The sequence below is a fragment of the Streptomyces flaveolus genome (assembly GCF_014648815.1).
GTDB lineage: Bacteria > Actinomycetota > Actinomycetes > Streptomycetales > Streptomycetaceae > Streptomyces > Streptomyces flaveolus.
In genome coordinates this window covers 144,268-165,412 of record NZ_BMRV01000014.1, presented here as the reverse complement: position 1 = coordinate 165,412, position 21,145 = coordinate 144,268, and the positions used below count along the sequence as shown (strand labels likewise).

Below are 21,145 nucleotides of genomic sequence, written 5' to 3'. Positions count from 1 at the left end.
CGGTGCCGGGCGGGGTCAGGCCCGCTTGTCGTCCGCCGCGATGATCTCGCGGCACTCCTGGACGTCCTCGGCCATCCGCTCGAGGAGCGCGTCCAGCGTCTCGAACTTCGCCTGGCCCCGCACGAAGGCCAGGAAGTCCACGGCGACGTGCAGCCCGTACAGGTCGAGGCCGACGCGGTCGATGGCGTACGCCTCCACCGTGCGCTCGGTGCCCTCGAACTGCGGGTTGGTGCCGACGGAGATCGCGGCCGGCATCACCTCGCCCTGGGCGTGCAGCCGGCCGGCGTACACGCCGTCGGCGGGGATCGCGGTGTGCGGCAGGGTCTCCACGTTGGCCGTGGGGAAGCCCAGCTCCCGGCCGCGCTGGGCACCGCGGACGACCACGCCCTCCACCCGGTGCGGCCGGCCCAGGATCTCGGCGGCGCCCCGGACGTCGCCCTCGGCGACCAGGCGGCGGGTCAGGGTCGAGGAGAACGGCTCGCCGCCGCCCGCCTCGCCGGACACGTACAGGTCGACGACCTCGACCTCGAAGTCGTAGATCCGGCCCTGCTCGGTCAGGAAGTCCACGTTCCCGGCGGCCTTGTGGCCGAAGCGGAAGTTGGGGCCCTCGACGACGGCCCTGGCGTGCAGCTTGTCGACCAGGACCTTGACCACGAAGTCGGCCGCGGACAGCTTCGAGAACTCCGTCGTGAAGGGGAGGATCAGCACCGCGTCCACGCCCAGCTCGGCGCAGAGTTCGGCGCGGCGGTGGTGCGGGGCGAGCAGCGGCGGGTGGCTGCCGGGGCGGACGACCTCGCTGGGGTGCGGGTCGAAGGTGACGACGACGGCCGGAACGCCCAGCTCACGGGCGCGGTCCACGGCATGCTTGATGATCAGCTGGTGTCCGCGGTGGACTCCGTCGTAGGAGCCGATGGTGACGACGCTGCGCCCCCAGTCCTCGGGGATGTCCTCCAAGCCACGCCAGCGCTGCACTGTGTCTGCTCCTTGTCGCACACTCGTCGGAGTCGAAGCCTTCGATGCAGGTCTAAGGGTGCCATGCCGGGCGCCTCCCGCCCGCATCGGCATGGGTGCTGTGACCGGCCGCACGCCGCGCCGCGCCCCGGCCGCGGTCAGGCGGGGACGCGGGTGCCCGCCAGGCTCTCGATCGTGCGGCGTGCGCTCGGGCCGACCAGTGCCGCCCACTCGTCGGGGGCGTCCGCCAGCCAGCCGGTCACCCGGCCGGCGAACCCGGGGAGGTGGCGGGCCAGATCGACCAGGCCGCGGTCGAGGCGGGTGGTGCCGTCCGGGGTGCGGACCAGGAGCAGGGCGGTGCGGTGGACGAGGGCCCGCCCGCCGTCGCCGCCCTGGGAGGCGGCGGCGCGCAACAGGGCGTCCAGGACGGCCGGGTCGTCCTCGTGGGCCAGGAGGTGGTCCCGCAGCTCCCGGCGGAGGGAACCGGAGGCGGGGGCGCCGTCACCGGCGAGGACACCGGCCAGCGCGGCCCGCACCGGCTCCGGCCCGCCGTCGAGCAGTCCGGTGACCAGCGGGAGGAGTACGCCACGGGCGGCGGGGCCCTGGTCCAGGCGCCGGTCGGTGTACGCGGCCACGTGCCCGGCGGTCTCCGGACGTTCCGTCACGGCCTCCCCGATCAGTACGGCGACCCGCCGGGCCAGCTGAGGCGTGGTGGCGTCGAGGAGCCTGCGCAGCGCCTCCCCGGCGTCCGGGCCGCGCAGCCGGGCCCGGAAGGCGTCGAGGACCGGGTCCGGGTGGGTCGGCAGGGCGGCGGCCACCGCGCTCGGCGGCAGGTACGGGTCGCCCGCCGCGAAGTGGTCCAGCGCCCGCGGGAGGTGCCGGTCGCGGCTGCCCGGGTCCTGGACGAGCAGGGCGAGGGCGCCGCCGTGCAGCAGGCCGTCGGCGGGGCGGGTGAGCAGGACGAGGGCGGCGTGGCGCAGCAGGGTGCGGTCGGCGGCGGTCCGGGCGTGGGGCGCGGCGCGCAGCCCGTGGGTCACGGCCGCCGAGTGCCGGGCGGGGCGCTCGTCACGCGCCCACCGGTCGACGGCCCGGCACACGGCGGACGGCTCCTCCTCGGCCAGGACGGCGAGCAGCTCGTCGGCCCGTCGGTGCGTGCTGTCGGCGAGCACCTCGGTGAGGCCGTCCAGACCGCGGTGGCGGTGGGTGTGCAGCAGCGCCTGGGCGGCGGTGGCCACGGTGGCGTGCGGGGTGGCGGGCAGCGGGCGTTCGTCCTCGAACCAGCGGACGAGGAGCGGCTGGACGGTCGCGGGATCGGCGGCGAGCAGGCGGGCGACGGTGTCGAGGTGGCGGGGGCCGGCCTCGTGCGGGGCGCCGTCGGCGAGGAGCAGGCGGCGCAGCAGGTCGAGCCGCGTGGCCTCCGGCAGCCGCAGGTCCGTCCAGAACGCGGGCCCGAACTCCGCGGGCGCGGGGCGCCCTCCGCCCCGCCGCTCCGCGATGCCGTCGGCGAGCAGACGCAGCACCTCCGTGTACGGCGTCGCGTCGGGCACGCGCGTCAGCGTCCCGGCGAGGAGCCGGCCGGCCCACCAGGAGTGCGGCTCGGCGTCCAGGGCGTGCACCAGCTCCTCCAGTGTCAGCGCGAGCTGGGGAACGCCGTACTGCCGGCCGAGGTGCAGCAGGGCCTCGACGACGGGGCCGATGCGATGGCGCGGGACGGGGACGGTGTGGATGTCCTGCGGGGCATGGCGGTCGTGGACGAGGACGCGCAGGGCCTCGTCCAGGTCGAGGTGGGTGCCCTGGATCCAGTCGGCGAACTCCTCGTGGGCGAAGCGGTAGCCGCTGCCCGCGGTGACGAGGAGGCCTTCGGCGAGTACGGCGTAAGCCCATCCGGTGCCGCCGCCGAGCCGGGCCGGCGCCGGACCCCAGGGGAACAGCTCCCCGAAGGACTCCCGGTCCAGCTCACCCTGCCCGGGGCCGAGACTGCGCCGGGCGGCCTCGTGGACCTGCCCGGAGACCCGCGCCGCGAGCCGGCGTACGGCGGTGCCGCGCAGGCCGTTCTCCGCGGCCAGCCGGGCCGCGACGCGCAGGCACATGAGGTCCAGATAGGCGCCGAAGGCGGCGTCGCGATCGATGCGGACGGGTGGCAGGGCGGCGCCCGGGAGGGCGGCCTGGACCTCGGAGAGCAGGCGGAGGGTGAGGGGGTGGCGCCCGTCGCCGTCCGACAGAATGCCCTCCGCGATGCGGTAGCGCGCCCGCGCCTCCCGCGCCTCGTCGTCCCGCAGGTCACCGAGACGCACACAGGGCGGCAGCGCGCCGCACCCGACGGCGTCCGCTGCGGGACGCCGGGCGCCCACGGTCGGCAGCCTCACCGGGACAGCCCCGGACCACCCCGGGCTCCCGACGGTGGTCTGCGGCCCCAGCCGCGAGGGACCACCCCCGGACCCCGCAGAGTCCCGGGGGCCGGCCTCCGCCCCATTGCCCGGCCGGACTTCCCCCGAACGCCTCCAGCCTCCGACGGCCGCCTCCGCGCCCGACCCCGACGAACCGCCCCCGATTCCGGCAGAGCCTCCTCCGGGACAGGGGCGGGACGTCGCGGGCTTGCGGCTCGAGGCCGGCGGCGCGGGTGCGGTGCCGGCCGCGCCGGGTGCGGGAGGCGTCCGGACCGAGCCCGGCGATCGGAGGGACGGCAGGGTGGGAGACGCGCTCGAGGCAGGGGGTGGGGCGTCGGGCCCGAGGCCGGAAGAGCATGCTGCCGGTCCCGCGGGAAAGGCAGCGGACGCCGGGTCGGTCGGAACGCCGGCCTCCGTTCCCACGTCCGATGAGAAGGCCCCGCATCGGTCGAACGCCCCGGCAGCCCCCTCCGCCCCAAGGGGCCGGGAACCCTCGGCGCCGGTACCGGCCGCCCCCTCCCCGCCCGGCACCCGACGGGGCGCCGGCCCCGCATCACCGTCTCCGGACCCCAGCCCCCGCGCAGTCACCCCGGACAGCTCCCCTGCCTCCGCCGCCCAGGACGGCACCGGTCCCCACAGCCGCTCCCCCCGCCCGCACACAGCCGCCGGTTCCCCGGCCGCCGCACCGTGCAGCACCTCCCGTGGAAACTGCGCCCCCGCCCGCTCCCAGTACTCCGCCCGGCACGCCACGACCAGCCGTGCCCCCGTCTCCCTCAGCCACACCGTCGTGCCCTCGGTCCACTCGGCGAGGCGATGGGCCAGGACCGGCGGCATCTCCTCCGGGCCGTCGAGGAGGATCAGCAGGGGACGGCCGGCGGAGCCGGCGAGGCGGGCGAGGCGCTCCGGGGTGATGTCACCGAAACCGGCCGGGCGGGGCCGGTCCGAGGCGGCCACGACGCGCGCCGCGCGGGCCAGCGACCTGCGCGCCGCGTCGGCCACCGACGTGTCGTCGCCGCACAGATCGGCGCCGCGCAGCCACAGCGTGGGCGCGGGTTCCGGGCCCCGGGAACGGCGGGCGGCGAGGGCCGCCAGTTCGGTCGTGCGACCGGTCCCGGGCGCGCCGACGAGCCCGAGGACATGGACCGGCCCACCCGTGCGGGCGGCGAACGCGGTGAACTCGCGGGCGGGCGCGTCCCGTCCGACCGGTGCGGCAGGACCCGACGGATCCGAGCCGGCCAGGTCCACCGGCAGTACCGGCCCCGCCCCGTACGCGCCGTCACCCCGCATCGACGTCGCCGTGAGTTCGAGGATTCCCGCCAGGTTGAGGTCGGCGCCGTACGCCGGAACCGTCTCCGCGTTCTCGGCGAGCAGGTCGGCGAGCGGGCCGGTGGACGCGCGCAGCGGCACGGCGAAACCGACGTCGCGGTGGCCGGAGGTCAGGGCGGTGCCGAGGACGCCGAGGACGGTGCCGGTCGTGACGTCGAGCACGGGTCCGCCGGCGGCGCCGCCGCCCAGCCGCAGCGCGTCCCGCCCGGACGTGCCGAGCGCCAGCTCCAGGGCATCGCCGACGTGGTGGAAGCGGTCGGTGGCCGTGTAGGTGACGTCGGTGGTGCCGAGGACCCGCGCCTCGCGCCAGCAGCCGGCGGCGATCCGGACGTAGGTTCCCGCCTCGACGCGGTCCCGCACGGTGACGGGCAGCGGGCCGGTGCCGAGCCCTTCGGCGCGTACCAGGGCCAGGCCGAGGTCGGGCAGGGGGGTCACGTCCGCGGCGGCCACGACCAGGCGGCGGTCCCCCGCGGTGAGCAGGACGAGCCGGGTGAGGCCGTCGACCGCTTCGTGGCTGGTGATCACGGTGCCGTGGTGGTCGGCGGCGAATCCGGTGCCGCGGGGGCGGCCGGCCAGGTCCTGGATGCGGACCAGGGCGCCGTCCGCGTCGTCCGGCGACGGCAGGGCATCGTCCTGCGTGCCCGGGAGGTCGTTCCGCGGCAGTCGTCGTGCGCTGCCGTCCGCCTCCCGGGACCGGTTCCGCGACGCCATCGCCGCACCTCCCCGCCGTACCGCCGTACACCCGTGCTCTGTATGACGGTAGGCAGGTGAAGATCGGCGGGGCAGATCTCCTCGCGAACGCGCCCCCTTCCGCTCCCCCGGTTCACTCCGAGCGCCTGCCCGGACGGGTGAACAGAAGGGAGAGGTTGGATACACCCTAGGGGGTGGGGGAACCGAGGGGGACCGTGGAGCGGCGGAAACAGGCAGTCCCCGTGACCGCCGCTCCACGGACGGGAGTTGACGGGCCGTCGGCTCAGCCGAAGACGGCCAGGCTCTTCGCCTTGCCCCGGTGCTCCTCCACCAGCGCGAGGAAGCGGCCCTCGGGGTCGAAGACGGCCACGGCACCGGCGCCCGCGTAGGAGTCGGGCATCTCCAGCCGCACCCCGTTGAGGAGCAGCCGGGCCCGCTTGACGTCCACGTCCCAGCGCGGGAAGGCGGCGGCCGCCGCGTCGGCGACCGGCATGACCGCAAGGTCCTGCTGGAGCTGGTCCAGCGTCTTCGCCGCGTCCAGCTTGTACGGGCCGACGCGGGTGCGGCGCAGCGCGGTGAGGTGGCCGCCCACACCCAGATCGGTGCCGAGGTCGCGGGCCAGGGCGCGGATGTAGGTGCCGGAGGAGCAGGCCACCGAGACCACCAGGTCCAGCACCGGGGTGCCGTCCTCGGCGACGGCGTCCCGGACGTCGTACACCGCGAAGGAGGAGACGGTGACGGGACGGGCGGGGATCTCGAACTCCTCGCCCTCGCGCGCCCGCTTGTAGGAGCGCACGCCGTTGATCTTGATGGCGCTGACCTTGGACGGCACCTGCATGATGTCGCCGGTGAGCTTGGCGACGGCGGCGTCGACGGCCTCCCGGGTGACCTTCGAGGCGTCCTGCGACCTCGTGATCTCGCCCTCGGCGTCGTCCGTCAGCGTCGTCTGCCCGAGCCTGATGGTGCCCAGGTACTCCTTCTCGGTGAGGGCGAGGTGCCCGAGGAGCTTGGTGGCCCGCTCCACGCCGAGGACCAGGACGCCCGTCGCCATCGGGTCGAGCGTGCCGGCGTGCCCGACGCGCCGCGTCCGGGCGATTCCCCGCATCTTGGCGACGACGTCGTGCGAAGTGAAGCCCGACGGCTTGTCGACGATGACAAGGCCGTCGGGCGTGGGGTGCTTGTCGGTCATTCCGCGGTGTCGTCCGTCTCGTCGTCCTCGGCGCCCGGCTTCTTGTACGGGTCCGGCTCACCGGCGTACGCGGCGCCCGCGGACACCTCGCGCACCTTCGCGTCGGACTGGCGCGCCTTGTCGAGGAGGTCCTCGATGTTCCGGGCGGTGTCCGGGAGGGCGTCCATGACGAAGGTCAGGGTGGGCGTGAACTTCACGCCGGCCGCCTTGCCGACCTCGGAGCGGAGGATGCCCTTGGCGCTCTCCAGCCCGGCGGAAGCGGCCTTGCGCTCCTCGTCGTCCCCGTACACCGTGTAGAAGACGGTCGCCTCCCGCAGGTCACCCGTGACCCGGGTGTCCGTGATGGTGACGTGCGAGCCGAGCCGCGGGTCCTTGATCCCGCGCTGCAGCTTCTGGGCCACCACCTCTCGGATGAGGTCCGCCAGCCTTTTCGCCCGCGCGTTGTCGGCCACTGGTCCGTCTCCCGTTCTTTCCTGTCTCTGTTCTTGGGCTGGGGAAGTCAGTCGTCCTCGCCGTGGAAGCGCCGTCTGACCGACAGCAGCTCCACCTCGGGACGGGCGGCGACCAGCCGTTCGCACCGGTCGAGTACGTCGGTCAGGTGCCCCGCGTCCGCGGAGACCATGGCGAGACCGATACCGGCTCGCCGGTGCAGGTCCATGTTGTCCACCTCGGCCGCGCTCACGGAGTACTTCCGCTGGAGCTCGGCGACGATCGGGCGGACGACGGAGCGCTTCTCCTTCAGCGACCGTACGTCGCCGAGGAGGAGGTCGAAGGACAGCGTCCCCACGTACATGTGTGTATCCGGATGACCCGCCGGTACGGGATCGATGGCCCAGCCACAGGTGTGGGCAGGGACATCAAGAACGGTACCCCGATCCGGCCGGTGGCTCGACGGGGTTTCCCCGCCGGCCGACGGGCGACGCGGCGGGGTGCCGCAGACAGCGGCCGGCCGGCCGACGGGACAGGTCCCGTCGGCCGGCCGGAGCAGCCGGGTGTCACACCCGCGGCTTCTCGCGCATCTCGTACGTCGCGATGACGTCGTCGACCTTGATGTCGTTGAAGTTTCCGAGGTTGATACCGCCCTCGAAGCCTTCGCGGATCTCGGTGACGTCGTCCTTGAAGCGACGCAGACCCTCGATGTTGAGGTTCTCCGCGATGACCTTGCCATCGCGCAGCAGGCGCGCCTTGGTGTTGCGCTTGACCTCGCCGGAGCGGATGAGAACACCCGCGATGTTGCCCAGCTTGGACGAGCGGAAGACCTCGCGGATCTCCGCCGTACCGAGCTCGACCTCTTCGTACTCCGGCTTGAGCATGCCCTTGAGGGCCGCCTCGATCTCCTCGATCGCCTGGTAGATGACCGAGTAGTACCGGACGTCCACACCCTCGCGCTCGGCCATCTGCGCGGCACGCCCGGCGGCGCGCACGTTGAAGCCGATCACGATGGCGTCGGAGCCCATCGCCAGGTCGATGTCGGACTCCGTGACCGCACCGACACCGCGGTGCAGGACGCGGATGTCGACCTCTTCGCCGACGTCCAGCTGGAGCAGCGAGGACTCGAGGGCCTCGACCGAACCGGAAGCGTCACCCTTGATGATCAGGTTCAGCTGCTGGACCTCGCCGGCCTTGAGCACCTTGTCCAGGTCCTCCAGCGAGACGCGGCGCGTGCGCTTGGCGAACGCGGCGTTCCGCTCGCGGGCGGCGCGCTTCTCCGCGATCTGGCGGGCCGTACGGTCCTCCTCGACCACGATGAAGTTGTCACCGGCACCCGGGACGTTGGTCAGGCCCAGGACCTGGACCGGCGTCGACGGACCCGCCTCGGCGACGTTGTTGCCGTTGTCGTCGAGCATGGCGCGCACGCGGCCGTAGGCGTCGCCCACCACCATCGTGTCGCCGACCCGCAGCGTGCCTCGCTGGACGAGGACCGTCGCCACGGCACCGCGGCCGCGGTCGAGACGGGACTCGATCGAGATGCCCTGCGCGTCCTGGTGCGGGTTGGCACGCAGGTCGAGCGAGGCGTCGGCCGTGAGGATCACGGCCTCCAGCAGCGAGTCGATGTGCAGACCCTGCTTGGCGGAGATGTCGACGAACATGGTGTCGCCGCCGTACTCCTCGGCCACGAGGCCGTACTCGGTCAGCTGACCGCGCACCTTGGTCGGGTCGGCACCCTCGACGTCGATCTTGTTGACCGCGACGACGATCGGCACGTCGGCCGCCTTCGCGTGGTTGAGCGCCTCGACCGTCTGCGGCATGACGCCGTCGTTGGCCGCGACGACCAGGATCGCGATGTCGGTCGAGCGCGCACCACGGGCACGCATGGCGGTGAACGCCTCGTGACCCGGGGTGTCGATGAAGGTGATCTTGCGCTCTTCTTCGTTGACCTCGGTCGCGACCTGGTAGGCACCGATGTGCTGGGTGATGCCGCCGGCCTCGCCCGCGATGACGTTCGTCTTGCGGATGGCGTCGAGCAGTCGGGTCTTACCGTGGTCGACGTGACCCATGACGGTCACCACCGGCGGACGGACGACCAGGTCCTCCTCGGAGCCCTCGTCCTCACCGAACTCCAGGTCGAAGGACTCGAGCAGCTCGCGGTCCTCCTCCTCCGGGCTGACGATCTGAACGTTGTAGTTCATCTCGCCGGCGAGGAGCTGGAGCGTCTCGTCGGAGACGGACTGGGTCGCGGTGACCATCTCGCCGAGGTTCATCATGACCGCGACGAGCGACGCCGGGTTGGCGTTGATCTTCTCCGCGAAGTCGGTGAGCGACGCACCGCGCGACAGGCGAATGGTCTCGCCGTTGCCGCGAGGCAGCATCACGCCGCCGACCGACGGGGCCTGCATGGCCTCGTACTCCTGGCGCCTCTGCCGCTTCGACTTGCGACCGCGACGCGCGGGACCGCCGGGACGGCCGAAGGCGCCCTGCGTGCCACCACGGCCACCGGGACCGCCGGGACGGCCGCCGAAGCCGGGACGGCCACCGCCGCCACCGAAGCCGCCGCCACCACCGGGACGACCGGCGAAACCGCCGCCACCACCGGGACGACCGGCACCGCCGCCGCCACCGGGACGACCGGCGAAGCCGCCGCCGCCCGGACGACCGCCGCCACCGGGACGACCGGCACCGGCCGGGCCGCGGCCGCCGGGGCCACCGCCGGGACGCGGGCCGGCAGCGGGACGCTGCGGCATCATGCCGGGGTTCGGACGCGGACCGCCGCCGGGACGGGGACCGGCCGCACCGCCCTGCGGACGCGGCATCGAGCCCGGGCTCGGACGGTTGCCGCCCGGAGCCTGGGGACGCGGACCGCCGCCCTGGCCGGGAGCTCCCGGACGGGGACCGGCGCCGGGGGCACCGGGGCCGCCGGGACGCGGGCCGCCCTGCGGACGGGGCGCCTGCGGGCGCGCCATGCCGGCGTTGCCGCCGGAGGTGAAGGGGTTGTTGCCCGGACGCGGACCGCCGGGGCGGCCGCCGGGACGCTGTGCCGGGGCACCGGGACGCTGGCCACCGGGACGGCCCTGGCCGCCCTGCTGACCACGGTCCTGACCGGGACCGGCGGGACGACCGCCGGGCTTCGGGGCGCCGGGACGCGCGCCGGGCCGGGGGCCGGACGACGGCGCCGGGGCGGCGGGAGCCGCCGGAGGCGTCGGAGGCGCGGTGAACTCCGGTGCGGCCGGAGCCGGACGCGGGGCCGGCTTGGGACCCGGCGTCGGACGCGTGCCCGAGGCTGCCGGCGCGGGCGCCGACGGGGTCTCGGGCTGCTCCGCGGCCGGGGGCTTGGGTGCGGCCGGACGCGGCGCGGCCGGACGGTCTCCCGCTGCCGGAACGGCACGGGAGGGGCCCGCGGCCTGCGCCGGAGACGGCGCGGCGGGCCTGGGGGTCGCCTTGCGAGGGGCCGGCTTGGCGGACTTGCCGTTGCCACCGCCCTGCTGGAAGGCGTCTGTCAGCTTGCGTACTACGGGCGCTTCGATGGTCGAAGACGCCGAACGGACGAATTCACCGAGTTCCTGGAGCTTGGCCATGACGGCCTTGCTCTCCACTCCGAACTCCTTGGCGAGTTCGTATACCCGGACCTTAGCCACTTCGCTCCTCTGAGGTCCGGGTTGCGTCCGGACCGTCGCTAGTTCATGGGCGTACTCATCGCGTACTCATCGAGTGCTCATCGCAATCTCGACCTGCTTTCGACTCGCGAGGTACCAAGCCGCACGGGGTTCCGTACGGCATGTCTTCCTTACCACGTTGCTTACATGGTGCTTTCAGCAACCTTGTGCCTGCTCGACGTAGCGGCGCAACGCCTTTACGTCGAGCGGACCCGGGACGCGGAGCGCCCGCGGGAACGCCTTGCGGCGCAGTGCCTGGTCGACACAGACCGTGGCGGGATGCACATACGCACCCCGGCCGGGCAGCGTACCGCGTACATCGGGGACGCACGCGTCCTCGATCACCACGGTCCGCAGCAGCTCGCTCTTCACCGCTCGCTCCCGGCACCCCACGCAGGTGCGCTCAGGGCGTGCGCGGCTAGGTGTCCGGCCAGACACTCCTAAGTCTACCTCCCCGGACCGACCTCACCCCTTTGGGGCAAGAATCGAACACATGCCGTGCACCAACCTGTCGTGATCTCAGCGGCAGGCGGCTTGGATCTATTCCCCGTTCCCGGCCCGGTGGCCGGAAACTCCTACTCCGCGGGCCGCTCGGACGGCTGCTCGGTGTCCGGCCGGATGTCGATCCGCCAGCCGGTGAGCCGGGCCGCGAGCCGGGCGTTCTGGCCCTCCTTGCCGATCGCCAGCGACAGCTGGTAGTCCGGCACGATCACCCGCGCGGAGCGGGCCGCGAGGTCCACGACCTCCACCTTGGAGACGCGGGCCGGGGAGAGCGCGTTCGCCACCATCTCGGCCGGGTCGTCCGACCAGTCGACGATGTCGATCTTCTCGCCGTTCAGCTCACCCATCACGTTGCGGACCCGGCCGCCCATGGGGCCGATGCAGGCGCCCTTGGCGTTCAGGCCCGAGCGGGTGGAGCGGACGGCGATCTTCGTGCGGTGACCGGCCTCGCGGGCGATCGCGGCGATCTCGACGGACCCGTCGGCGATCTCCGGCACCTCCAGGGCGAAGAGCTTCTTCACCAGGTTGGGGTGCGTGCGCGACAGGGTCACGGAGGGACCGCGGACACCCTTCGCCACCCGGACGACGTAGCTGCGCAGCCGCGTGCCGTGCGGGTAGCTCTCCCCGGGGACCTGCTCCTGCACCGGCAGGATGGCCTCCAGCTTGCCGATGTCGACGAGCACGTTCTTCGGGTCGCGGCCCTGCTGGACCACTCCGGTGACGATGTCGCCCTCGCGGCCCGCGTACTCGCCGAGCGTCGCGTCGTCCTCGGCGTCGCGCAGCCGCTGCAGGATGACCTGCTTGGCGGTGGTGGCGGCGATACGGCCGAAGTCGGACGGGGTGTCGTCGAACTCCCGCGCCTGCTGGCCCTCTTCGAGGTCGTCGGGGTCCTCCTTCGCCCACACGGTCACGTGCCCGGTCTCCCGGTCGAGTTCCACGCGCGCGTGCCGGCGGCTTCCCTCGGTGCGGTGGTACGCGATGAGGAGGGCCGACTCGATCGCTCCGACCAGCAGGTCGAAGGAGATCTCCTTCTCCCGTACCAAGCCCCGCAGGGCGCTCATGTCGATGTCCACGGCTACGCCTCCTCCTCTTCCGTCATGTCCTTCTGGTCCTTCTTGTCCTTGCGGTTGAACTCGACCTGGACGCGTGCCTTGTCGATGTCACCGAAGGCGAGTCTGCGGGTGGTGGCCTTGCGGCCCTTCACGCCGGGCACTTCGAGGTCGAGTCCGTCGTCGTCCACACCGAGGATCCGGGCGACCAGTTCGCCGTCCTCGTGGAGCTGGAACCGCACCAGGCGGTCCACGGCACGCGTGTAGTGGCGGTGCTCGGTGAGGGAGCGCTCCGCGCCCGGGGTTCCGACCTCGAGGGTGTACTCCGCGTCGCCCATCGCGTCCGTCTCGTCGAGCTTCGCCGAGAGCGCGCGGCTCACATCGGCGATCCGGTCGAGGTCCGCACCGGTGTCGGAGTCGACGACCACCCGCAGCACACGCTTGCGCCCGACCGCGTCCACGGCGATCTCTTCGAGGTCCAGACCCTGGGAGGTGACGAGCGGTTCGAGCAGCTCTCGCAGCCTCTCGCTCTGGGTGGTGCTCATCCGGGTGACTCCTCGGCCGCGTGTGCTGTTGTGGGATGGGTCGCGTGTCAGGTCAAAGGGTATCCGGTCGCGGGGGGTGTTGCCGTCCACCCCGGACCGGCGGTGCCGCTGAGTGGTGCCCGGGCGAGGCCCGGGTACCGTGATCACGGGCGTGCCGCGCCGCTGGTCCCCGCTCTCCCGCCGCGCGCCCTCGCTCACCCGTCGGTTCCGTACGAGTCTGCCGAGGACGTCTGCCGTGTCGTTCCCCTCATCGCCGCGCGTGCCCTCGGGGCCGCGCCGAAGGAGCCTGCTCGCCTCGGCCGCCGGGGCCGCCCTGCTGGCCGGCTGTTCCGGCGGGTCCGGCTCCGACACCGCGCCCGCTCCCTCCGCCGACGAACGGGCCCGCGCGCGTGCGGCGCGGGACAGCGAGGTGCTGGCCGCGCGGTACGACGCGGTGATCGCCGCCCACCCGGGCCTGGCCGCGCGGCTGCGGCCGCTGCGGGACGAGGTCGTACGGCACGCCGAGGCGTTCGGCGGCGGCGCGCGGACCGCCTCCCCGACGGCGTCGCCGTCGGGGACGGCGCGGGCCGCCGGGCCGGGGGACGGCGCCGGTGTGCCGGTGACCGAGAAGGAGGCCCTGGCCGGTCTGGCCGCCGCCGAGCGCGAGCTGGCCGACCGGCGGGCCGGGGCGCTGCTGGAGGCACCGGGTGAGTCGGCACGGCTGCTGGCGTCGGTGGCGGCGGCCGGTGCGGCGCACATGTTTCTGCTGACGGAGGGTCACGGGTGAGCGAGGCGAAGGACCGGGTGCTGGACGCCCTCCAGGCGGCGCTGGCGGCCGAGCATGCCGCGGTGTACGGCTACGGAGTCGTCGGCGGGCGGATCGGCGAGGAACGGCGCGCCGAGGCGCGGACGGCGTACGACGCGCACCGGGCGCGACGCGACGCGCTGGCGCGCCAGGTCGGCGATCTGGGCGGCAGGCCGGTCGCCGCGGCGGCCGGGTACGCGCTGCCCTTCGCGGTGCCGGACGCGGCGGCCGCGGTGCGGCTGGCGGCCGAGCTGGAGAGCCGGACGGCGGGGGTCTACTCCGACCTGGTGCGGGCGGCCGAGGGCGGTCTGCGGGCCACGGCGGCCGGGGCGCTGCGGGAGGCCGCGGTCCGGGCCGTGCGCTGGCGCGGCGGGAGCGTAGCCTTCCCTGGGCTCGCCGAGCGGGCCGGCACACCGTCGGCTTCGGCGACACCGACCGCGTAACACGTACGGGAGGGCCCGTACGGGAAGGGAACGGCTCGCGCATGGCTTTCGAACCGCCGCGGCGTCTGGTCAGGGCGCTCGGTGAGACGGCACCGGTCGGTGACGAATGGCTGGAGAAGCTGCCGGAGACGGCGCGGGAGGCCGTGGCGCTGTGCGGGGCGACCGTGGAGCGGGTGCAGGTGCCCGGCGGACGCAGCAGCCTGGTGATCCTGGTACGGCGGGCCGACGGGACGCCGGCGGTGCTCAAGCTGGCTCCCCGCCGGGCCCGGCCCGGGAGCGAGCGGGCCGCGCTCGCCCACTGGGGCGGACTGGGTGCCGTGCAGTTGCTCCGGGAGGACACGCCGGAGGGGGTGCTGCTGCTGGAGCGGTTGCACCCGGACGTCTCGGTGCGGTCCCTGCCCGAGTCGAAGGCGCTGCTGGAGGCCGCGGGCACGCTGCGGCGGCTGTGGGTGGAGCCGCCCGCCGGTCACTCCTTCGAGACCGTGGCCGAGCGGACCGGGCGGCAGGCCGAGGCCATGCGGGCCGGCGCCGCGGCCGATCCGGCGGTGGCCGCACTGGTGGACGCGGCGCTCACGGCCCGCGCGGAGCTGCTGGCCGCGCCGCCCGAAGAGCGGCTGCTGCACGGCACGTTCCGGCAGAGCAAGGTGCTCGCCGGGGACCGGATGCCGTGGCTGGCCGTGGGGCCGGACCCCGTGGTCGGCGAGAGCGCCTTCGACCTTGCCCGGCTGGTGCGGGACCGGGTGGAGGACCTGATCGCCCAGCCGTCGGGCGCCTCGACGACCCGGCGGCGGGTGAAGCGGCTCGCCGAGTCGCTGGAGGTCGACCAGGAGCGGCTGCGCGGCTGGACGCTGTTCCGGGCGGTCGAGTCGGGCGTACGGGCCCACCGGGTCGGCCGCGAGCGGGACGCGGAACTGCTGCTGGAGTTCGCGACCTGGCTGTAGGGCGGCCCCGAGGCCCGCGGGTTGCCGGGCGAGCGGGAACACGCCTCAGGGGCGCCCGCCGGTCGCGGGCGCCCCTGGGTGGTGGGATCAGGCCGTCAGGCGGGCGATGGCCTCGTCGACCGTCAGTTCCTCGCGCTCGCCGGTGCGGCGGTCCTTCAGCTCGACCACGCCTTCGGCCGAGCGGCGGCCGGCGACCAGGATCTGCGGGACGCCGATGAGCTCGGCGTCGGTGAACTTGACGCCCGGGGAGACGCCGGCCCGGTCGTCCACCAGGACGCGGACGCCGGCGGCGGCCAGCTTGTCGGAGACCTCGAGGGCCAGCTCGGTCTGCAGGGCCTTGCCGGCGGCGACGACGTGGACGTCGGCGGGGGCGACCTCCTTGGACCAGACGAGGCCCTTGTCGTCGGCGTGCTGCTCGGCGAGGGCGGCCACGGCGCGGGAGACGCCGATGCCGTAGGAGCCCATGGTCACGCGGGCCGGCTTGCCGTTCTGGCCGAGGACGTCCAGCTTGAGGGCGTCGGCGTACTTGCGGCCCAGCTGGAAGATGTGGCCGATCTCGATGGCGCGGTCCAGCTTCAGGCCGGTGCCGCACTTCGGGCAGGGGTCGCCGTCCCGGACCACGACGACGTCGACGTACGCGTCGACCTCGAAGTCACGGCCTGCCACGACGTTCTTGGCGTGCGTGTGCTCCTTGTTGGCGCCCGTGATCCACGCGGTGCCCGGCGCCACGCGCGGGTCGGCGATGTACGTCACCTTCTCGCCCAGGCCCTGCGGGCCGACGTAGCCGCGGACCAGGTCGGGGCGGCCGACGAAGTCCTCGGCGGTGACCAGCTCGACGGCGGCCGGGGCGAAGTGCGCCTCGACCTTGTCCATGTCGACCTCGCGGTCACCGGGGACGCCCACGGCGACGATCTCGCCGTCCACCTTGACCAGCAGGTTCTTCAGCGTGGCGGAGGCCGGGACGCCGAGGGAGGCGGCGAGGGTCTCGATGGTCGGGGTGTCCGGGGTCGGGATGTCCTCGGCGGCGGGCACGCCGGCCGCGTCCACCGGCGTCAGCGCGTAGGTGATCGCCTCGGTGTTGGCGGCGAAGTCGCAGTTCGGGCAGTCCGCGAAGGTGTCCTCGCCGGCCTCGGCGGGCGCGAGGAACTCCTCGGACTTCGAGCCGCCCATGGCGCCGGCGGTGGCCGCGCAGATGCGGTAGTCGAGGCCGAGGCGCTCGAAGATGCGCTGGTAGGCGGCGCGGTGCAGGGCGTAGGACTCGGCGAGGCCCTCGTCGGCGACGTCGAAGGAGTAGGAGTCCTTCATCAGGAACTCGCGGCCGCGCAGGATGCCGGCCCGGGGGCGGGCCTCGTCGCGGTACTTGTTCTGGATCTGGTAGAGGATGACCGGCAGGTCCTTGTAAGAGGATGCCTGGTCCTTCACCAGCAGGGTGAAGATCTCCTCGTGGGTGGGGCCGAGGAGGTAGTCGCCGCCCTTGCGGTCCTGGAGGCGGAACAGCTCGGGGCCGTACTCCTCCCAGCGGCCGGTGGCCTCGTACGGCTCGCGCGGCAGCAGGGCGGGGAGCTGCACTTCCTGGGCGCCGATGGCGTCCATCTCCTCGCGGACGATGCGCTCGATGTTGCCGAGGACCTTCTTGCCGAGCGGCAGCCAGCTCCACAGGCCGGCGGCGGTGCGGCGCACGTAACCGGCGCGGACCAGCAGCTTGTGGCTGAGGACCTCGGCGTCCGCCGGGTCGTCGCGCAGCGTCTTCGCCATCAACTTCGACATGCGCTGGACCGGTGCGTTGGCCATGGTTCGAGACTCCTGCTGATGGGGGTCCCCCCGCTCGGGCGGAGCCGAGAGTGGAGGAGGGTGTTGGCAGGAGGTTAACCGGGCGGTCCATCCCGGCGGAAATCGGTTAGGGCCTGCGCAGGGGAAGGTGCGCGCCCATCACGGCGTACGGCCGGGGCGCGCTGGGGAACAGGACCTGGCGGGCGAGGTCGGTGTAGCCGAGGGAGCGGTAGAGGCCCCGGGCGGGGCTCTCGGTGTCGATCGCGGAGAGGATCGAGCGGGGCTCGGCGGCGGTGTCGGTGATCGTGGTGATCAGTGAGCGGCCCGCGCCGCGGTTCTGGTGGGCCGGGTGGACGTGCAGTTCGGTGATGACGAAGGAGTCGTCGAGCCAGGCCTCGTTGTGCTGGGCGCGGAGGTACGGCTCGACGACGGTGGACCACCAGTGGGTGCGGTCGTTGGGCATGCCGTAGACGAAGCCGGCGAGATCCCCGTCGGGAGTGGTGGCGCCGAGGGCGCGGGCGCCGGGGTAGGTCATGTGGCGCAGGACGATCTGGCGGCGGACGGCCACCTCGTCCGGGCCGAGACCGAAGGCGGCGGCTTGGACGGCAAGGGCCTCGTCGACGTGCGCCGACAGGTCCAAGGGGCCGATGACGAGGTCCATGGCGGGGAGCCTACAGGGGTGACGCGGCTGTGTGCCGGGGGTGATCGGCCGGGGTCAGAACAGCACGCTCATGAAGGAACCGACCTCCTGGAAGCCCACCCGCCGGTACGTCCGCCGGGCCGCGGTGTTGAAGTCGTTCACGTACAGGCTCACCACCGGGGCCACGTCGGCGAGGGCGTAGCGCAGGACGGCCGCCATGCCGGGGGCGGCGAGTCCCCGTCCCCGGTACTCGGGGGCCACCCATACGCCCTGGATCTGGCAGGCGCGGTCGGTGGCGGCGCCGATCTCGGCCTTGAAGACGACCCGCCCGTCGCTGTCGAACCGGGCGAAGGAGCGGCCGGAGCCGACGAGTTCGGCGACCCGGGCCTGATAGAGCAGTCCGCCGTCGCCGGCCAGCGGGGAGATGCCGACCTCCTCGGTGAACATCGCCACGCAGGCCGGCATGATCCGCTCCATCTCGTCCTTGCGGACCCGGCGGACGCGGGGATCGGGGGCGACGTCGGCGGTCATGCGGTCGGTGACCATGAGGGGCTGCCGGCCGCGGACTTCGCGGGCCGGGCCCCAGCCGGGTTCGAGGAGCCGCCACAGCTGGGCGGTGGACTCGGCGGGGCCGACGATGGAGGAGCAGCGGCGGCCGGCCCGCCGGGCACGGTCGGCGAAGGCGCGGACGGCACGCGGGGTGGCGCAGATGGGGACGAGGTTGGCGCCCGCGTAGCACAGGGAGGTCAGCATGCCGTCCTCGTACCAGCCCCACATCTCGCCGCCGAGGCGCCACGGGTCGAGGCCCGCGATCTGCACCCGGGCGGTCACGAAGGCGTTGGCGACCGGCTCGCGGTCGAGGACGGCGAGCGCGGCGTCCAGGTCGCTCGGTTCGAGCACGCGGGAGGTGGTCTGCGTCAACACGTGCGGGGCCTCACCCTAAGATCTGCTGATCTCCGCACTGTACCTGCGGATGCCGAGTGGCGTCGCCCCGCCTGCTGTTGCCGCGTGCTCACCGGTGCGGGTCGGGTGCCGTGCCGTCCGGGGGCTGCCGCCCCCGGGCCCCGCTTCGGCCCTGAACGGGCCGCGTCCTCGAACGCCGGACCGGCTGGAATCATCCGGAGCGTCCCAAGCACCCGGGCCGGCCCTGAGAAGCCGACGGGCGCGAAGCCTCAGCCCGCGACCGAGACCGACGGCTCGCCGGAGGTGACGCCGTCCTTCTCCATCTGCTCGGCGAGCTTCATGGCCTCCTCGATGAGGGTCTCCACGATCTTGGACTCGGGCACGGTCTTGATGACCTCGCCCTTGACGAAGATCTGCCCCTTGCCGTTGCCGGAGGCGACGCCGAGGTCGGCCTCGCGGGCCTCGCCGGGGCCGTTGACGACGCAGCCCATGACGGCGACGCGCAGCGGGACGTCCATGCCGGTCAGGCCGGCGGTGACCTCCTCGGCCAGCTTGTAGACGTCGACCTGGGCCCGGCCGCAGGACGGGCAGGAGACGATCTCCAGGCCCCGCTGGCGCAGGTTCAGCGACTCCAGGATCTGGATGCCGACCTTGATCTCCTCGACGGGCGGTGCCGACAGGGAGACGCGGATGGTGTCGCCGATGCCCTGGGAGAGCAGGGCGCCGAAGGCGACGGCCGACTTGATGGTGCCCTGGAAGGCGGGGCCGGCCTCGGTGACGCCGAGGTGCAGCGGGTAGTCGCACTGGGCGGCGAGCTGGCGGTAGGCCTCGACCATGACGACCGGGTCGTTGTGCTTCACGGAGATCTTGATGTCCCGGAAGCCGTGCTCCTCGAAGAGGGACGCCTCCCACAGGGCGGACTCGGCGAGCGCCTCGGGGGTCGCCTTGCCGTACTTCTGGAGCAGGCGGCGGTCCAGGGAGCCCGCGTTCACGCCGATGCGGATCGGGGTGCCGTGGTCCTTCGCCGCCTGGGCGATCTCCTTGACCTTGTCGTCGAACTGCTTGATGTTGCCGGGGTTCACCCGGACCGCGGCGCAGCCCGCCTCGATGGCGGCGAAGACGTACTTCGGCTGGAAGTGGATGTCCGCGATCACCGGGATCTGCGACTTCTTCGCGATCACGGGGAGGGCGTCGGCGTCGTCCTGCGTGGGGCACGCCACACGGACGATCTGGCAGCCGGAGGCCGTCAGCTCGGCGATCTGCTGGAGGGTCGCGCCGATGTCGGACGTACGGGTCGTCGTCATGGACTGCACCGACACGGGGGCGTCGCCGCCGACCGCCACGGGGCCGACCTGGATCTGCCGGCTCTTGCGGCGCACGGCGAGCGTGGTCGGAACGGACGGCATGCCGAGAGAAATCGCAGTCATCTGCTGTGCAACCCCAAGTCTTGGATCAAGATCCGGCCCCGGTCAGCGGCGGGCTCCGGCCCCAACGAGATTACGGCACGGACCTGAACCCCCGGCACACAGCGTACGGGGAATCCACCCGATGGCATCCATCTGCCCCATGACATGCGTGAAGCCCGGTCCGGAGGGACATGCTCCCCGGATCGGGCCTCTCGCCGGACCGTGGGGACGTCAGCTGATCCGTACGGGATTCACCACGTCCGCGACCAGGACGAGCAGGGTGAAGCAGACGAACACGCCCGCCACCACGTACGCCACCGGCATCAGCTTCGCCACGTCGAAGGGGCCCGGGTCGGGCCGGCGCAGCACCTTGGCGGTGCTCCGGCGCAGCGACTCCCACAGCGCGCCCGCGATGTGGCCGCCGTCGAGCGGCAGCAGCGGGAGCATGTTGAAGAGGAACAGGGAGAGGTTGAAGCCGGCGACCAGCATGACGAACATGGCCAGCTGCTGGGTGGGCGGTATGTCCAGCGTGGCGATCTCGCCGCCGACCCGGGCGGCGCCGACGACGCCCATCGGGGAGTCGGCCTCGCGGGGGCCGTCGCCGAAGGCGGCGTCCCACAGCGCGGGGATCTTGCCGGGCAGGGCGGCGAGGGAGTCGACGGCGTCGCCGATGCGGTCGCCCATCCAGGTCACGGACTGGCCGAAGTCCTGTTTCACCACGCCGGTGGCCGCGCTGAAGCCGAGGAAGCCGGCGGTGACGTACTCGCCCTGGACGATCTGTCCGTGGGAGTCCTTCTTGGCGACCTGGTTGGTGGCGATGTGGGCGTGGAGGGTGACCTCCTGGCCGCCGCGCTCGACGACGATCGGCACCTCCTCGCCGGGGGTGGCGCGGATCAGGTTGGACAGCTTGTCCCAGTCGTCGGTGCGGACGCCGTCGAAGGAGACGATCTTGTCGCCCGCCTTCAGGCCGGCCGCCGCGGCCGGGGAGGCCGGGTCGGACTTGGCGCAGTCGTCGCGGTTCTCGCTCTGCGAGATGACGCACTGGGAGACGGAGCTGACGGTGGTGGTCTGCTGCGAGATGCCGAAGCCCATCAGCACCGTGAGGAACAGCACCACCGCGAGGATCAGGTTCATGAACGGGCCGGCGAACATGACGATGACCCGTTTCCACGGCTTGCGCGTGTAGAACAGGCGCTTCTCGTCACCGGGCTGGAGTTCCTCGAAGGCCGCCGAGCGGGCGTCCTCGATCATGCCGCGCCAGGGCGAGGTGGAGCGGGCCTCCATCCGGCCGTCGGGACCGGGCGGGAACATGCCGATCATGCGGATGTAGCCGCCGAACGGGATGGCCTTGACGCCGTACTCGGTCTCGCCCTTCTTCCGCGAGAAGATCGTCGGTCCGAAGCCGACCATGTACTGCGGTACGCGGATGCCGAACATCTTGGCCGTGGAGAGGTGGCCCAGCTCGTGCCAGGCGATGGAGAACAGCAGGCCGACCGCGAAGAGGACTATGCCGAGGATGAACATCAGGG

At 73.3% G+C, this 21,145-nt stretch carries 17 protein-coding genes; 3 read left to right on the top strand and 14 right to left on the bottom strand.

The features are described 5' to 3' along the window. Window positions 1-15: 15 nt before the first annotated feature. The 9 genes from IEZ05_RS28525 to rimP all read right to left on the bottom strand — a co-directional run bounded on the left by IEZ05_RS28525 (window position 16) and on the right by rimP (window position 12,729). A complete protein-coding gene (locus IEZ05_RS28525) occupies window positions 16-972 on the bottom strand; it encodes a bifunctional riboflavin kinase/FAD synthetase (protein ID WP_189233136.1) in 957 nt (318 codons plus the stop codon). A gap of 137 nt (window positions 973-1,109) precedes the next feature. After that, window positions 1,110-5,375 (bottom strand): trypsin-like peptidase domain-containing protein, encoded by a 4,266-nt coding sequence (locus tag IEZ05_RS28520; RefSeq protein WP_229869900.1) that lies wholly within the window; start codon window positions 5,373-5,375, stop codon window positions 1,110-1,112. A 262-nt stretch (window positions 5,376-5,637) separates the two neighbouring features. Continuing rightward, the gene (truB, locus tag IEZ05_RS28515) at window positions 5,638-6,543 is read right to left on the bottom strand and encodes a tRNA pseudouridine(55) synthase TruB (protein ID WP_189233135.1); all 906 of its coding nucleotides are present in this window, start codon (window positions 6,541-6,543) and stop codon (window positions 5,638-5,640) included. Continuing rightward, window positions 6,540-6,995 carry a 30S ribosome-binding factor RbfA gene (rbfA, locus tag IEZ05_RS28510; RefSeq protein WP_189233134.1) on the bottom strand — a complete coding sequence of 152 codons (456 nt, stop codon included), beginning with the start codon at window positions 6,993-6,995 and terminating at the stop codon, window positions 6,540-6,542. Before rbfA ends, truB begins: the two co-directional genes overlap by 4 nt. 47 nt (window positions 6,996-7,042) lie before the next feature. After that, window positions 7,043-7,336, bottom strand: coding sequence for a DUF503 domain-containing protein (locus tag IEZ05_RS28505; RefSeq protein ID WP_189233133.1), 294 nt, complete (start codon window positions 7,334-7,336; stop codon window positions 7,043-7,045). Between the two features lie 202 nt (window positions 7,337-7,538). Continuing rightward, window positions 7,539-10,616 carry a translation initiation factor IF-2 gene (gene infB, locus IEZ05_RS28500; protein ID WP_189233132.1) on the bottom strand — a complete coding sequence of 1,026 codons (3,078 nt, stop codon included), beginning with the start codon at window positions 10,614-10,616 and terminating at the stop codon, window positions 7,539-7,541. A gap of 174 nt (window positions 10,617-10,790) precedes the next feature. Further along, window positions 10,791-11,072, bottom strand: coding sequence for a YlxR family protein (locus tag IEZ05_RS28495; RefSeq protein ID WP_189233131.1), 282 nt, complete (start codon window positions 11,070-11,072; stop codon window positions 10,791-10,793). 137 nt (window positions 11,073-11,209) lie between these two features. Further along, window positions 11,210-12,208, bottom strand: a complete 999-nt coding sequence (nusA, locus tag IEZ05_RS28490) for a transcription termination factor NusA (RefSeq protein WP_077801910.1) — start codon at window positions 12,206-12,208, stop codon at window positions 11,210-11,212. A gap of 2 nt (window positions 12,209-12,210) precedes the next feature. Further along, window positions 12,211-12,729 carry a ribosome maturation factor RimP gene (gene rimP, locus IEZ05_RS28485; RefSeq protein ID WP_189233130.1) on the bottom strand — a complete coding sequence of 173 codons (519 nt, stop codon included), beginning with the start codon at window positions 12,727-12,729 and terminating at the stop codon, window positions 12,211-12,213. A gap of 235 nt (window positions 12,730-12,964) precedes the next feature. Between rimP and IEZ05_RS28480 the strand changes: the two genes are divergently transcribed. The 3 genes from IEZ05_RS28480 to IEZ05_RS28470 are packed head-to-tail and all read left to right on the top strand — an operon-like array spanning window position 12,965 to window position 14,897. Beyond that, the gene (locus IEZ05_RS28480) at window positions 12,965-13,495 is read left to right on the top strand and encodes a hypothetical protein (RefSeq protein ID WP_189233129.1); all 531 of its coding nucleotides are present in this window, start codon (window positions 12,965-12,967) and stop codon (window positions 13,493-13,495) included. Further along, a complete protein-coding gene (locus IEZ05_RS28475; protein ID WP_189233128.1) occupies window positions 13,492-13,956 on the top strand; it encodes a ferritin-like domain-containing protein in 465 nt (154 codons plus the stop codon). The genes IEZ05_RS28480 and IEZ05_RS28475 overlap by 4 nt, the downstream gene beginning before the upstream one ends. Before the next feature lie 41 nt (window positions 13,957-13,997). Further along, on the top strand, window positions 13,998-14,897 hold the full coding sequence (locus IEZ05_RS28470; RefSeq protein ID WP_189233127.1) for an aminoglycoside phosphotransferase family protein: 900 nt from the start codon (window positions 13,998-14,000) through the stop codon (window positions 14,895-14,897). Window positions 14,898-14,984: 87 nt separating this feature from the next. Here the strand turns inward: IEZ05_RS28470 and IEZ05_RS28465 are convergent, their stop codons facing one another. From IEZ05_RS28465 to IEZ05_RS28445, 5 genes are all read right to left on the bottom strand, one after another. Beyond that, window positions 14,985-16,688: a proline--tRNA ligase gene (locus tag IEZ05_RS28465; protein ID WP_189233126.1), complete on the bottom strand. Its 1,704-nt coding sequence runs from the start codon at window positions 16,686-16,688 to the stop codon at window positions 14,985-14,987. A gap of 106 nt (window positions 16,689-16,794) precedes the next feature. Further along, window positions 16,795-17,328 carry a GNAT family N-acetyltransferase gene (locus tag IEZ05_RS28460; protein ID WP_189233125.1) on the bottom strand — a complete coding sequence of 178 codons (534 nt, stop codon included), beginning with the start codon at window positions 17,326-17,328 and terminating at the stop codon, window positions 16,795-16,797. A 54-nt stretch (window positions 17,329-17,382) separates the two neighbouring features. Then, window positions 17,383-18,231 carry a GNAT family N-acetyltransferase gene (locus IEZ05_RS28455; RefSeq protein WP_189233124.1) on the bottom strand — a complete coding sequence of 283 codons (849 nt, stop codon included), beginning with the start codon at window positions 18,229-18,231 and terminating at the stop codon, window positions 17,383-17,385. Between the two features lie 248 nt (window positions 18,232-18,479). Beyond that, window positions 18,480-19,637: a flavodoxin-dependent (E)-4-hydroxy-3-methylbut-2-enyl-diphosphate synthase gene (gene ispG, locus IEZ05_RS28450; RefSeq protein ID WP_189233123.1), complete on the bottom strand. Its 1,158-nt coding sequence runs from the start codon at window positions 19,635-19,637 to the stop codon at window positions 18,480-18,482. A gap of 210 nt (window positions 19,638-19,847) precedes the next feature. Next, window positions 19,848-21,140 (bottom strand): M50 family metallopeptidase, encoded by a 1,293-nt coding sequence (locus IEZ05_RS28445; RefSeq protein WP_189233172.1) that lies wholly within the window; start codon window positions 21,138-21,140, stop codon window positions 19,848-19,850. Between the last annotated feature and the right edge of the window lie 5 nt (window positions 21,141-21,145).

Excerpts from the sequence above, each read along its gene's own strand:
- IEZ05_RS28520 (WP_229869900.1), bottom strand. The coding sequence starts at position 5,375 with ATGGCGTCGCGGAACCGGTCCCGGGAGGCGGACGGCAGCGCACGACGA.
- IEZ05_RS28505 (WP_189233133.1), bottom strand. The coding sequence starts at position 7,336 with ATGTACGTGGGGACGCTGTCCTTCGACCTCCTCCTCGGCGACGTACGG.
- IEZ05_RS28445 (WP_189233172.1), bottom strand. The coding sequence starts at position 21,140 with ATGTTCATCCTCGGCATAGTCCTCTTCGCGGTCGGCCTGCTGTTCTCC.
- truB (WP_189233135.1), bottom strand. The coding sequence starts at position 6,543 with ATGACCGACAAGCACCCCACGCCCGACGGCCTTGTCATCGTCGACAAG.
- IEZ05_RS28465 (WP_189233126.1), bottom strand. The coding sequence starts at position 16,688 with ATGGCCAACGCACCGGTCCAGCGCATGTCGAAGTTGATGGCGAAGACG.
- rimP (WP_189233130.1), bottom strand. The coding sequence starts at position 12,729 with ATGAGCACCACCCAGAGCGAGAGGCTGCGAGAGCTGCTCGAACCGCTC.
- ispG (WP_189233123.1), bottom strand. The coding sequence starts at position 19,637 with ATGACTGCGATTTCTCTCGGCATGCCGTCCGTTCCGACCACGCTCGCC.
- IEZ05_RS28460 (WP_189233125.1), bottom strand. The coding sequence starts at position 17,328 with ATGGACCTCGTCATCGGCCCCTTGGACCTGTCGGCGCACGTCGACGAG.
- IEZ05_RS28470 (WP_189233127.1), top strand. The coding sequence starts at position 13,998 with ATGGCTTTCGAACCGCCGCGGCGTCTGGTCAGGGCGCTCGGTGAGACG.